13 protein-coding genes are annotated in these 12,318 nt (G+C 70.2%); 7 read left to right on the plus strand and 6 right to left on the minus strand.

Annotation, left to right across the window (positions count from 1 at the left end; translation table 11 throughout):
- Positions 1-45: 45 nt before the first annotated feature.
- The 4 genes from KIS93_RS50275 to KIS93_RS50290 are packed head-to-tail and all read right to left on the minus strand — an operon-like array spanning position 46 to position 4,292.
- The gene (locus tag KIS93_RS50275) at positions 46-633 is read right to left on the minus strand and encodes a GTP-binding protein (RefSeq protein ID WP_080042343.1); all 588 of its coding nucleotides are present in this window, start codon (positions 631-633) and stop codon (positions 46-48) included.
- Positions 614-1,009, minus strand: a complete 396-nt coding sequence (locus KIS93_RS50280; protein WP_080042344.1) for a DUF742 domain-containing protein — start codon at positions 1,007-1,009, stop codon at positions 614-616. Before KIS93_RS50280 ends, KIS93_RS50275 begins: the two co-directional genes overlap by 20 nt.
- A 5-nt stretch (positions 1,010-1,014) precedes the next feature.
- Complete coding sequence (locus KIS93_RS50285; protein ID WP_080042345.1) at positions 1,015-1,437, minus strand: roadblock/LC7 domain-containing protein; 423 nt, start codon at positions 1,435-1,437, stop codon at positions 1,015-1,017.
- Complete coding sequence (locus KIS93_RS50290) at positions 1,434-4,292, minus strand: sensor histidine kinase (RefSeq protein ID WP_155128442.1); 2,859 nt, start codon at positions 4,290-4,292, stop codon at positions 1,434-1,436. Before KIS93_RS50290 ends, KIS93_RS50285 begins: the two co-directional genes overlap by 4 nt.
- Positions 4,293-4,684: 392 nt before the next feature.
- Between KIS93_RS50290 and KIS93_RS50295 the strand changes: the two genes are divergently transcribed.
- From KIS93_RS50295 to KIS93_RS50325, 7 genes are all read left to right on the plus strand, one after another.
- Positions 4,685-5,671 (plus strand): ABC transporter substrate-binding protein, encoded by a 987-nt coding sequence (locus KIS93_RS50295; RefSeq protein WP_230465526.1) that lies wholly within the window; start codon positions 4,685-4,687, stop codon positions 5,669-5,671.
- The gene (locus tag KIS93_RS50300) at positions 5,671-6,447 is read left to right on the plus strand and encodes an ABC transporter permease (protein ID WP_080042348.1); all 777 of its coding nucleotides are present in this window, start codon (positions 5,671-5,673) and stop codon (positions 6,445-6,447) included. Before KIS93_RS50295 ends, KIS93_RS50300 begins: the two co-directional genes overlap by 1 nt.
- A complete protein-coding gene (locus tag KIS93_RS50305) occupies positions 6,444-7,247 on the plus strand; it encodes an ABC transporter permease (RefSeq protein ID WP_080042349.1) in 804 nt (267 codons plus the stop codon). Before KIS93_RS50300 ends, KIS93_RS50305 begins: the two co-directional genes overlap by 4 nt.
- A gap of 18 nt (positions 7,248-7,265) precedes the next feature.
- Positions 7,266-8,270, plus strand: a complete 1,005-nt coding sequence (locus KIS93_RS50310) for a methyltransferase (RefSeq protein ID WP_080042350.1) — start codon at positions 7,266-7,268, stop codon at positions 8,268-8,270.
- A gap of 78 nt (positions 8,271-8,348) precedes the next feature.
- Positions 8,349-9,308 (plus strand): ABC transporter substrate-binding protein, encoded by a 960-nt coding sequence (locus tag KIS93_RS50315; protein ID WP_186404883.1) that lies wholly within the window; start codon positions 8,349-8,351, stop codon positions 9,306-9,308.
- On the plus strand, positions 9,308-10,114 hold the full coding sequence (locus KIS93_RS50320) for an ABC transporter permease (RefSeq protein ID WP_080042352.1): 807 nt from the start codon (positions 9,308-9,310) through the stop codon (positions 10,112-10,114). The genes KIS93_RS50315 and KIS93_RS50320 overlap by 1 nt, the downstream gene beginning before the upstream one ends.
- On the plus strand, positions 10,111-10,902 hold the full coding sequence (locus KIS93_RS50325) for an ABC transporter permease (RefSeq protein WP_080042353.1): 792 nt from the start codon (positions 10,111-10,113) through the stop codon (positions 10,900-10,902). The genes KIS93_RS50320 and KIS93_RS50325 overlap by 4 nt, the downstream gene beginning before the upstream one ends.
- On the opposite strand, the gene KIS93_RS50330 is transcribed toward KIS93_RS50325, so the two are convergent.
- A complete protein-coding gene (locus KIS93_RS50330) occupies positions 10,899-11,879 on the minus strand; it encodes a nitrilase-related carbon-nitrogen hydrolase (RefSeq protein ID WP_186404884.1) in 981 nt (326 codons plus the stop codon). The two genes, KIS93_RS50325 and KIS93_RS50330, sit on opposite strands and share 4 nt — an antisense overlap.
- Complete coding sequence (locus tag KIS93_RS50335) at positions 11,876-12,313, minus strand: DUF3598 domain-containing protein (protein WP_168022208.1); 438 nt, start codon at positions 12,311-12,313, stop codon at positions 11,876-11,878. Before KIS93_RS50335 ends, KIS93_RS50330 begins: the two co-directional genes overlap by 4 nt.
- Positions 12,314-12,318 lie beyond the last annotated feature (5 nt).

Consider the following 12,318-nt stretch of genomic DNA (forward strand, 5'->3'; position numbering starts at 1 on the left):
TCCTCGAAGCGAATGTACGTCTAAGACTCCAGCCTATCCGCTCCGCTAGCCGCTCCAGCCTGGCACGGCCATCCGGACCGTCAGCGCGTGCTCGACGAGCTGGATCAGCACGTTTTTCACCGAGTCCTTCTTGCGGGCGTCGAGCCGCACCATGGGGATGTGCGGGGACAGCGTGAGCGCGTCGCGCACCTCGGTGTCGCTGTGCGGGTACGAGCCGTCCCAGCCGTTGATGCCCACGACGAACGGCAGCTGCGCCTCTTCGAAGTAGTCGATGGCGGGGAAGCTGTCGGCCAGGCGGCGGGTGTCCACGAGGACGACCGCGCCGATCGCGCCCCGTACGAGGTCGTCCCACATGAACCAGAACCGGTGCTGTCCGGGCGTGCCGAACAGGTACAGGATCAGGTCGCGGTCGAGAGACACGCGGCCGAAGTCCATGGCGACGGTGGTGGTCGACTTCAGCGGTGTCATGCCCAGGTCGTCGATCCCGGCGGAGGCGTCCGTCATGACGGCCTCCGTCGTCAACGGCATGATCTCCGACACCGCGCCGACGAACGTCGTCTTGCCCACCCCGAACCCACCGGCGACGACGATCTTCGTCGAGGTGAGGCCGGGGCTAGAGCCTGCGTAGTCCACTGAGCACCCTTTCCAGCAGGTTGACGTCCGGTCTACCTGCCTCGAGCTGCGGCTGGTGCACCCGAACGAGGCCCTCGGCCGCCATGTCCGCGATCAGAACACGCACCACGCCGAGCGGGATCCGCAGCAGCGCCGACACCTCGGCCACCGATCTGACCTGGAGGCAGAGCTGGCTGATCGCTTTGTACTCGGGCGTGATGTGGGAGAACTCCCGGTGCTCGGCGGTCGCCGAGGACACCAGGGCCTCCATCGCCAGCTTGACCTTGGGCGCGGTCCGCCCGCCGGTGACGGCGTAGGGCCGCACCGGGGAGGCGGGGTCGGAGCTGACGGGCGGGGGTGGGGGCTCCCAGCCGCCGCTGTTCCACGAATTCGTCACTCACATCACCTGGTCTGGCTGGCGCGCAGCTCGGCGCGCACAGCCGGAGTCAGCACCTGACCGGCGCGATCCACCATCAGCGTCATCTGGTACGCCACCAGACCCATGTCACAGTCCGGCGCCGCCAAGACCGCCAGGCAGGAGCCATCGCTGATCGACATGATCAACATCAGGCCGCGCTGCATCTCCACGATCGTCTGATTGACCGCACCACCCTCGAACACCCTCGCGGCGCCCTGCGTCAGGGAGACCAGACCCGACGCGATCGCGGCGAGCTGATCGGCCCGATCGGCCGGAAAACCCGCCGACGCCGCCAGCGGCAACCCGTCGGACGAGACGACCACCGCGTGCGCGACCCCCGGAACGGTACTGACGAAGTCGGTGATTAACCAGTCCACCCCGCGTGCCGCGTGGCTCAGGTCATTCACGCGCCCTCCTCCCTACTGTTATTCCTGGGCCCGGACCCGTACGTCCTGCCCTCGCTGATGTCGTCGCGCGCGGCCCGGAAGCCCTGCTGGAAGCTGGACAGCCGGCTGCGTACACGTTCTGGTGAGACCGCCGGCATGGGTGCGACGCCCTTGGGCGCCGAGACGGTGTCCGCCGAGCCGGGCACCAGGTTGGCCTTGGGCACCCGCTTGGGCAGCCCGGCCGCCGTCGCGCCGTCGCGCACCGGCTCCCGTACGGCCTCCGCCCTGCTCCAGCCCGCGTCGGCGTTGGCGGAGCCCCATGTGGCGTTGGCCTCGGCCGCGTTGTGGTCAAACCAGGCCGACTCCACCGACGCGAAGATCGGCAGGTACTCGTCGCCTGCCGAGGCCGGCTTGACGGCGGGCATCGGGCCGGTCGCGGCCGACTCGGTCTCGGGGAAGCTGTTGAAGGCGTTCTGGGCGGGCAGCGGCTGCTCGGGGCCGCGCAGCCACGGCCGGGTCTCGTCGGGCAGCGCGCCGCGCTGGGGCAGGCCGCTCTCGCGCTGCGGCAGCCCGCTGTCGCCGGTCATGGGGCCGCGGGAGGTCACCCAGACGTCGTTGGAGGAGTCGGCCGACATCCAGCCGCCGGCCTCGGCGGGGAAGGCGGGGCCCGACGCCCACGAGCCGCCGCCCTGCGGGAGCGGCTCCGACGACGGGTACGACGGATAGGACGGGTGCCCGGGGCCGAGCTGGTACGACGTGGCGGGCCACGGACTGGCCGCGGCGGGCTGCGGCGTCTGGAACGCCTCCCGGGGAACGCCACCGCCGGCGGCGGGGGTGGCGGCCGGCGGCGGTTCCTGGGCGCCGAGCAGCGACTCGGGGATGAGGACCATGGCGGTCAGGCCGCCGGAGCCGTGCGGGCGCAGCTGGACGCGGATGCCGTGCCGGTGCGCCAGCCTCGCGACCACGAACAGGCCCATGCGGCGCGAGACGGAGACGTCCACGGTGGGCGCGTCGGTCAGGCGCGCGTTGGCCTGGGCCAGCTCCTCCGCGGTCATGCCGATGCCGGAGTCGCTGATGGAGAGCATGATGCCGCCGCCGTCGATCCGGCTGCCGGAGACGGGGACGCGGGTCTCGCGGGGCGAGAACGACAGGGCGTTCTCGATCAGCTCGGCGAGCAGGTGGATGACGTCGTTGACGGCCTGGCCGGCGATGGAGACGCCTTCCGGCACCTCCAGCACGACCCGTTCGTAGTTCTCGACCTCGGAGAGGGAGGCGCGGGCGACGTCGACGAGCTTGACGGGCTGGCTCCAGCGGCGCGGCGGCTCCTGGCCGGCGAGGACCAGCAGGTTCTCGCTGTTGCGGCGCATGCGGGTGGCGAGGTGGTCGAGCTTGAACAGGTTGCCGAGCCGCTGCTCGTCCTGCTCGCCCTGCTCCAGGCCGTCGATCAGGGTGATCTGCCGCTCCACCAGCGTCTGGCTGCGCCGCGACAGGTTCACGAACATCGCGTTGACGTTGCTGCGGAGCCTCGACTCCTCACCCGCCAGCCGGACCGCCTCGCGGTGCACCTCGTCGAAGGCCCGCGCGACTTCACCGATCTCGTCCCTGGAGTTGATCTCGATGGGCGGGACGCGGAGCTGGTCGGGGTCGACGTCGGTGCTGCGGAGCTGGCGCACCAGGTCGGGCAGGGTGTGACCGGCGATCTTCAGGGCGTCGCCGCGCAGGCGGCGCAGCGGGCGTACCAGCGAGCCGGCCATGAGGGCGGTGATCGCGAGGACCAGGATCAGCAGCGCGATCACGATGCCGATGTTGATGGCGGCGAGCTGCCGGTCGCTGCTGGCGACGTCGGTGCTGCGGGTGGCCACCTGCTCCGACAGCGACTTCTGCACCTGGTGGAGCCGGTCGACGGTCTCGGAGATCGCGTCGAACCAGCTGTCGGTGTCGTTGACGGTCTTGTTGTCGAGCCGGCGCAGCGACTGGCCGTTGTTGTTGAGCAGCACGGCGCGGCTGATGTAGAGCTCGGCCAGGCCGATCTTGCGGCTGGCGACCGTGTTGTCGAAGTTCTGGCGCTGGGCGGCGGTGGCGACCGAGAGGAACGTGTTGCGCTCGCTCTCACGGCGGGAGCGGGCGTCGAGGAAGGCGTTGAACTCCGGCTCCTCGAACCGGCCGCGGACCAGCGCGATCGTCAGCAGCGCGCGCTGCTTGGACGCCTGCTCCTCGGCGCGGGCGACGGCGCGCAGCGCGGCGGCCGTCGAGTTGAGCTGCTCGTCCGTGGAGCCCTGGCCGAGCTCGTCGTACATCTGCAGCATGTCGGCGATGGTCTCGGAGTACTTCTCCACGGTGGGCAGCGGCGGCAGCTCCGAGCCGGTGACCGTCTGGCGCAGCGACGCGAGCTGGGTGAGCCGGACCTCGATGCGGTCGAGGATGCGGTGCCCCAGGTCCGACAGCGACGGCTCGACGCTCTTGGCCAGCTCCTTCGTGCGCGTGACGCTGGCGTCGACGATGCCCTGCTGGCTCTTCAGCTTGTCGTCGTCGCGCCGGCCCTCGGCGACGAACCGGGCGGCCTGGTCGCGCTCCATGCCGAGATCGCGGGCGAGCTCGCCGAGCTGGGCGACCAGCCGTCCCGAGTCGCTGATGAGCTGGTACTGCTGCGCGCTGGAGATCGAGGTGGTGACGCGCAGCGCGCCCAGGATCACGGCCACGATCGTGGGAATGGCGATGAGAGCGATGAGGCGGGTGCGCACACGCCAGTTGCGCAGCGCGAAGGAGCTGCCCGAACGGGGCGGCTGCGGCGGCTGGGGCGGCGCCGCACCGCCCGCAGGCTCTTCCGGAACGTCCGGAGCGCTACCACGACCGGAGCCGGTCGTTGTTGTCCTCACTGGTGGCAACCTCTCGCCATGGCCTGCTTTAGGGGGGTCTCAGCGGCTTCGTCACACGGACGAGTGATCGCAGGCAAGTTCGAGGCCCAATTTGAGCACAAACCTCATAGTTAGGCCAACGTCTCGGCCGTTTTCAACCGTTCCAACTCACACATTGTTCAGGTGGCAAACCCCCGGACACGGAGCGCAACCAAGCCGCCAAACCGGACATTAGGCCAGGAATCACCCTTAATGAGGCTATTTACCTCTATAGCGGTGCACAGTCATATTTTGTTGATAAACCTCATAAACGTGGCATAGTGCTGCCGTTCCGATCTCCCCTCCGGTACGCTTCACGCCCGGCAACCTGTGCCGATCTCCAGAAGACTTCCCCCTGGTAGGAGACTCCCCCCATGACACGCAAACTGCGCTGTCACGCCATTGTTCTCGGCGTCACAGTCGCTCTCACCCTTGCCGGCTGCGGCGGTTCCGGCGACTCCGCGAACACCGCCGCCAACAGCGGCGGCTTGGAGAAAACCAACATCACGGTCGGGGCGCTCCCCATTCCGGACCCGGTGTCGCTCTACATCGCCAACGCCAAGGGCTTCTTCAAGGAGGAGGGCCTGACGGTCACGCCGAAGACCATCACGGGTGGCGCCGCGGCCATTCCCGCGATCGAGAACGGCTCGCTCGACATCTCGCAGACCAACTACGTCTCGACGTTCTTGGCCGTCAGCCAGGGCAAGAAGATCAAGCTGGTCGCGGACATGTACCAGGCCGCCCCGAACACCTTCAACATCATGGTGCCGAAGGACTCGCCGATCAAAACGGTGGCGGACCTCAAGGGCAAGACCGTTCTGGTCAACAACCTCAAGAACATCGCCCAGCTCGCGGTGACCTCGCAGCTCAAGGTGGCCGGCCTCGCCGAGACCGACGTCAAGTTCGTCGAGAAGCCGTTCCCGGAAATGGGCAACACGATCCAGAGCGGCCAGGCCGACGCGGGCTGGATCACCGAGCCGTTCATCACCGCGAACCAGAGCAAGTTCGGCTTCCGCAAGCTGGTCGACACCATGACGGGCCAGACCGCCGACCTGCCCATCGCCGGCTGGATGGCCACCGAGGAGTGGGCGTCGAAGTACCCGAAGACGCTGGCCGCCTTCCAGCGGGCCATCTCCAAGGCTCAGCAGCTCGCCTCCAGCGACCGCAAGGAGATCGAGGCCATGCTGCCGAAGTACACGCAGATCGACGCGAAGACGGCCTCGGTGATCACGCTGGGCGCGTACCCCAGTGAGCTGAACGCCAACCGCCTGCAGAAGGTCGCCGACCTCATGCTCGAGTACGGCTACCTGAAGAACCCGATCGACGTGAAGTCGGTCATCGCGGCCCCCGCCGCAGGCTGATGATCCGTGCACGACTGCTCCGCGGCGCCATCGGCGCCGCGGGCTTCCTCGTTCTCGGGGAGCTGGTCATCCGCTTCGGGATCGGTGACAAGCTCGACTTCCCCGCCCCCTCGGCCATCCTGTACGAGGCCGTGCGCCTGCTCGCCGACCCCGAGTTCCTGGCCGGCGTCGGCACGACCCTGACGAACTGGGTGCTCGGCCTGCTCCTCGCCACCGTCATCGCCGTCCCGGTGGGCGTGCTGCTCGGCGCGCTGACGCCGCTGGAGCGCGCCATCCGGCCGGTGCTGGAGTTCATGCGCCCGATCCCGTCCGTGGCGATCATCCCGCTGGCGATCCTGCTGATCCCGGTGGACGAGCTGATGAAGATCTCGGTCATCGTGTACGCCTCCGTGTGGCCGATCCTCATCAACACCCTGTACGGCATGCACGACGTCGACCCGCTGGCCAAGGAGTCGCTGCGCAGCTTCGGCTTCGGCCCCCTCGCGGTGCTGGCCAGGGTGAGCCTGCCCAGCGCGGCCCCGTTCGTCGCGACGGGGATCAGGATCGCGGCCGGCATCGCGCTGGTCCTGGCCGTCAGCGCCGAGCTGCTGGCCGGCGGCTTCAACGGGATCGGCGTCTTCGTGGCCGTCGCCGGCAGCGGCAACAGGACGGACCTCATGATGGCGGCCACGTTCTGGGCCGGCGTCATCGGCGTGCTCGCGAACGTGCTGCTGATGGCCGGCGAGCGCCGCCTGTTCCACTGGCACCGGATGCGGACGGGGGCGGCGGAGTCGTGAAGACGCTCACCAGGTTCCTGGCGGTCCCGATCGTGCTGGTGGTGTGGGAGCTGGTGACCCGGGCGATCGGGGACACCGATTTCCCGCCGCCCACGACGATCGTCACCCGCATGTACGAGCTGTGGTTCTCCGGCCCGGTGAGCCGGGTGTTCCTCACCGACGACGCGATCGCCAACATCCTGCCCAGCCTCGGCCGCATGTTCGGCGGCTGGATCCTGGCCGCGGTGATCGGGATCGCGGTGGGGATGCTGCTCGGGCGCTCGCGCGCGGCGACCGACTACGTGGACCCGCTGATCGAGTTCGGCCGGGCGCTGCCGCCGCCGCTGCTGATCCCGGTGTTCCTCGTGGTCACGGCCGGGCTGTCGTCCGAGGCCGTGAGCGGGGTGCTGATCACCCAGCTCTCGACGATCGTGTTCGGCGTGATCTGGCCGGTGCTGCTCAACTCCATCGACGGGGTCAGGGCGGTGGATCGCACGTACACGGAGACGGCGCGGGTCTTCAACCTGACGAAGGCGCAGTACGTACGCGTGGTGCTGCTGCCCGCCGCCTCGCCGAAGATCTTCGCCGGGCTGCGGCTGAGCCTGTCGCTGGCCCTGATCATGATGGTGATCAGCGAGCTGCTCGGCGGCAGCGACGGCGTCGGCTACCAGCTCCTCCAGGCGCAGCGCAGCTTCGACGGCGCGGGCGTGTGGGCGGCGATCGCGCTGCTCGGCATCCTCGGCTACGTCGTGAACTCCCTGTTCGTGCTGGCCGAGCGGCGCGTGCTCGTCTGGCACCGGCAGGCCACCCGCAACCCGTGATCTCCTCTGGAAGGACACATGCCGCATTCCGATGACCTCCTGTGGGGAGCCGTAGGAGACATCTCCCGCTTCGCGGCCCTGCTGACCATGGCCGAGCTGGGCCTGGCCGACCACCTCGCGCACGGCCCCCTCAGCAGCGCCGAGCTGGCCGAGCGCGCCGGGGCGCACGCCCCCTCGCTGCGCCGGGTCCTGCGCGAGCTGGCCGGCGTGGGCGTGGTCAAGGTGGCAGGCCCGGACGTGTACGACCTGACCGAGAAGGGCACGGCCCTGCGCTCGGACGTGCCCGACTCGGTCCGCTCCTCGATCCGCATGCTCGGCGAGGAGAGCTTCTGGTACGCCATGGGCATGCTGCCCGCCACCGTGCGCGACGGCGACTCGGCGTTCATGAAGCGCTACGGCCCCCTCTACAACCACCTCGCCAGGAACCCGGACGTCAGCCGGCTGTTCGACGACTACATGACCGCCCGGGCCATCCCCTTCACCGAGGGCCTGGCCAAGCGGTACGACTTCCCCGCCACCGCGACGATGGTGGACGTGGCCGGCGGCAAGGGCCACATCCTGGCCACGGTCCTGCACGCCAACCCGCAGATGCGCGGCATCCTGTTCGACCTCGACCACGTGAGCGGGCACGCCAGGCAGACGCTGGAGGCCGAGGGCCTGACCGGCCGGGCGGAGGTCGTGGCCGGCGACATGTTCGCCGGGGTCCCGGCGGGCGGCGACATCTATTTGCTGGCCAGCGTCCTGCACAACTGGGACGATGACGACGCGGTCAAGATTCTGCGTAACGTCCGCGAGGCGATGAACCCCGACGGGCGCGTCCTCATCCTTGAGGTGGTGCTCCCCGACAGTGAGGAGCCGCACCTCGGCAAGGACATTGACATGCGGATGCTGGCGATCTTCAATGGCGGCACCGAGCGCAGCCGCGAGGAGTACGCCGCCGTGCTCGACCAGGCGGGGCTGGCGCTCAGCGACGTCGTCGAACTCGGCTCAGGCGCCAACCTCATCGAGGCCAGGCGCCGCTGACCTTTCTCCAGCCTCCGCCGGACCACCGGACTCAGAAAGGCAGTCGCGATGCAACTGGCCAGGATCGTAGTCGCGGGCATGGCAGTGGCGCTGGCACTCAGCGCGTGCGGAGGCGGAGGCGGAGGCGGGCAGGGGCAGACGGGCACGGGCGGCACCACGTCCGCCGGGGGGCTGGAGAAGAGCGAGCTCCTGGTCGGCGTGGTGCCGGTCCCGTCCTCGGCGTCGCTGTTCATCGCCGAGAAACGGGGCTTGTTCAAAGAAGAGGGCCTGACGGTCAAGACCGAGATCATCCAGGCGCCGACGGCCGTCATGCCGAAGATCGTCAACGGCAGCATGGACGCGTTCATGACGAGCTACGTCGTGCTCATGACCATCAACGACTCGGGCGCGGCCAAGCTGAAGCTGTTCCAGCACACGATGGGCGGCGCGCCGAACGTCTCCGCCGTGGTCGTGGCCAAGGGCTCGCCGATCAAGACGGTCGCCGACCTCAAGGGCAAGACGGTCGCGGTCAACGTGCTCAAGGCGCTCGGGCAGACCGTGACCAACGCCCACCTCCAGGCCGCCGGGGTCAAGCCGGAAGAGGTCAAGTTCGTCCCCGTGTCGTTCGCCGACCAGCTCGGGGCGCTGTCCACGGGCAAGGTGGACGCGGCGTGGCTGGTGGAGCCGTTCCTCAGCGCGGCCAAGAAGAGCGGCGCCACCCAGATCGTCGACACCACCAGCGGCGTCACCGCGGGCGTGCCGATCGACGGGTGGGGCGTCACCGAGCAGTGGCTGACCAAGTACCCGAAGACGGCCGCGGCCTTCCACCGGGCGCTGGCCAAGGCCCAGCAGATCGCCGGCGCCGACCGTAAGGCCATCGACGAGGTCGTGCCGACGTACACGCAGATCCCCGCCGACACGGCGGCGGCGATGACGCTCGGGACGTTCACGATGGAGCCCGACCGGGCCAGCGTGCAGAAGCTGGCCGACCTCATGTACGGCTACGGCTACCTGAAGAACAAGGTGGACGTGGGCGGGCTCTTCGCGTCGGTCGGCTGATGTTCCGTCGTCGAACCGGGCGCGGCGCCGTCAGCGCCGGGCCCCGGCGGGGCGTGCTCGGCCTCGTCGGGGTGCTGGGGTTTCTGGCCGCCGCCGAGGTGGCCGGGCGGACGGGGCTGATCCCGGACTTCCTGCCGTACGTCTCGCACGTGCTCGCCACGGCGGCCACGCTGCCGCTGGACGCGCAGTTCAGGGCCGACGTGCTGGCCACGCTCGGCCCGTGCCTGGCCGGGCTGGCGATCGCGATCGCCGTCGCCGTCCCGGCGGGGCTGCTGTTCGGGACGGTGCCGTTCATGGAACGCTCGGCGCGGCCGCTGGTGGAGTTCCTGCGGCCGATCCCGTCGGTGGCGCTGATCCCCCTGGCGGTCTTCCTCTTCCCGGAGGGGCACGACGCCAAGACCGCGCTGGTCGTCTACACCTGCTCGTGGCCGCTGCTCATCAACACGATGTACGGCCTGAGCGACGTCGACCCGCTCGCCAAGGAGACGCTGCGCAGCTTCGGCTTCGGCCCCCTCGCGGTGGCGCTGCGGGTGAGCCTGCCGAGCGCGGCGCCGTTCATCGCGACGGGCGTGCGGATCGCGGTGGCGGTCACCCTGATCGTGGCCGTGAGCGTGGAGCTGCTCGCGCCGGGCGGCGGCGGCATCGGGGCGTTCCAGTCGCTGGCGGGCAGCGCCAACCGGCTCGACCGGGTGCTGGCCGCCACAGTGTGGGCGGGTGTGCTCGGGCTGGCGGCGAACCTGCTGTTCACGGCCGGTGAGCGGCGGCTGTTCCGCTGGCATCACGCGCGGACGGGGGCAGGCACGTGAGCGTCCTGCGGCGGGTGGCGTGGTACTGGCTGCTGCCGGTGGCGGTCGCGGCCTGGGAGCTGGTCACGCGGGCGGCCCAGGCCACGTACTTCCCGCCGCCGTCGCAGATTGTGGCGCGGCTGCGCGAGCTGTGGTTCTCCGGGCCGCCGTCGCGGGCGTTCCTCACCGACGAGGCGGTGGCGGACCTGGTGCCGAGCCTGTCCAGGCTGTTCACCGGATGGTCGATCGCGTGCGCGGCCGGGGTGCTGCTCGGGGTCGTGCTCGGGCGCTCGTCCTGGCTGTCGGGGCTGGTGGAGCCGCTGGTGCACTTCGGCCGCTCGGTCCCGCCCGCCGCGCTGCTGCCGGTGTTCCTGGTGCTGTTCAAGGTGGGCACGCCGATGCAGCTCGCGTCCATCGTGTACGGCGTCGTCTGGCCCGTGCTGATCAACAGCATGGACGGCGCCCGCCACGTCGACCGCCAGTACATCGAGACGGGCGCCGTCTACCGGCTGAGCCGGTGGCAGCGGCTGACCAGGATCATCCTGCCGGCCGCGGCCCCGAAGATCTTCGCGGGGCTGCGGCTGAGCGTGTCGCTGGCGCTGATCATGATGGTCATCTCGGAGCTGGTGGGCAGCAGCGAGGGCATCGGGCACCGCATGCTGGAGGCGCAGAGCCAGTTCGACATCCCGGCCATGTGGGCGGGGATCGTGCTGCTGGGGCTGCTGGGCATCGGGCTGAACGCGGCGTTCCTGGGCGTCGAGCGGGCGGTGCTGGGCTGGCACACGAGCGCCCGCACCGGGGACGCCTAGCCGGCGGAGCCGGACAACCGGGCGATGGCGGCCACCTGCCTCGCCCGGAGCTCCGCGCGATCGGGCACCCCTTTCGCGGGGCGTTCGACGTCGTGGCGGGCGTACTCCTCCGCCCACAGGCCGGTCTTGACCCGGCTGAGCAGGTTGGCCAGGCCGGGCCGCAGCCGGGCGCGGCGCAGCGCGGCGAGGTCCAGCTCCGCCGCGGCGACCAGCGTCTCGCCCGGCCCGGCCTGCGCCAGCGCCCGCCCCTCGTGGTCGATCACCTCCGAGCCGCCGTTGGTGGAGTCGCCGGGGATGGGCAGGCCGGTCAGGCCGCCGCTGTTGGCCGACACCACGAAAGCCAGGTTCTCCACGGCGCGGGCGCGGCGGGCCACGGCCTTGGGGGTGAGCGCCGGGGACGACGCCTCCGACGTCGGGTTGCACAGCACCTCGGCGCCACGCAACGCCAGCGCGCGGGCCAGCTCCGGCACGAGGATCTCCTCCGAGGCGACCGCGGCGAGGTTGCCGATCTCGGTGCGGGCCACGGGCAGCACGCCGTCGATGCCGTAGATCTCCAGGTAGCGCTCCCACACGTCGTACGGCGTGGGCGAGAACAGCGAGTGCAGCCTGCGGTAGCGCAGCACGGCCTCACCCGACGGGGCGAGGATCACCGTGGCCTGGAAGAACAGGTCGGGGAAGTGCTCGTCGCGCTCGTAGGCGTTGACGCACAGGAACACGTCGTGGTCGGCGGCGACGGCGCCGAGCGCACGGTACTCGGGGCCGCCGGGGTCGATCGCCGCCCGGTCCCGCCACTCCTCGACGCCCTCCCTCAGCGGAAACCCGGTCAGCACGTACTCGGGCAGCACGACCAGCCGCAGCTCGGGCCCGAGCCACGCCTTCGAGCCGGCCACCCGCTCCCCGATCCGGTCGATCGCGGCCCCGATCCCCGCCCCCACCCGGGTCTCCAGCTGCAGGGCCAGCGCGGTGTACGCGGTCACCCGATCCGCCGCTCGTCGATGAGGGTCCGGCGCACGCACACGCCGTCGCGCAGCCACTGCCACACGCGGCTGCGCGAGTTGCCGTCCTCGCTGAGCACGATCAGCTCGAACAGGCGCAGGTCCTGCCCCTTGTACTGCCAGGTCAGGTAGATGGTGCTGTCGTCCAGCTCCCAGAACTCGCCCTTGAGCCGCTCGGTGTCGAACGCGCACCGGCCGCCCCCGAGGTAGGTGCCGGGGAACTCGTGCACCTCCGAGCGCCCGTCGTCCCACGTGTAGCGGTTGGACTGGTGGTAGACGGCGTCGCCGCGGATCTCGCAGGTCATCCGTACGCGGTGCCGGTCGATCGGCTCCCCGCCGGGGCCGACATGGCGGTACTCGCCCTCCCATTCGCCCTCGTGCCTGGCCAGCAGCGGCATCTCCGCGCGCAGTCCCACGTCGG

The sequence above is a fragment of the [Actinomadura] parvosata subsp. kistnae genome, from assembly GCF_900323885.1.
Taxonomy (GTDB): domain Bacteria; phylum Actinomycetota; class Actinomycetes; order Streptosporangiales; family Streptosporangiaceae; genus Nonomuraea; species Nonomuraea composti.

Excerpts from the sequence above, each read along its gene's own strand:
- KIS93_RS50295 (WP_230465526.1), top strand. The coding sequence starts at position 4,685 with ATGACACGCAAACTGCGCTGTCACGCCATTGTTCTCGGCGTCACAGTC.
- KIS93_RS50300 (WP_080042348.1), top strand. The coding sequence starts at position 5,671 with ATGATCCGTGCACGACTGCTCCGCGGCGCCATCGGCGCCGCGGGCTTC.
- KIS93_RS50310 (WP_080042350.1), top strand. The coding sequence starts at position 7,266 with ATGCCGCATTCCGATGACCTCCTGTGGGGAGCCGTAGGAGACATCTCC.
- KIS93_RS50315 (WP_186404883.1), top strand. The coding sequence starts at position 8,349 with ATGGCAGTGGCGCTGGCACTCAGCGCGTGCGGAGGCGGAGGCGGAGGC.
- KIS93_RS50320 (WP_080042352.1), top strand. The coding sequence starts at position 9,308 with ATGTTCCGTCGTCGAACCGGGCGCGGCGCCGTCAGCGCCGGGCCCCGG.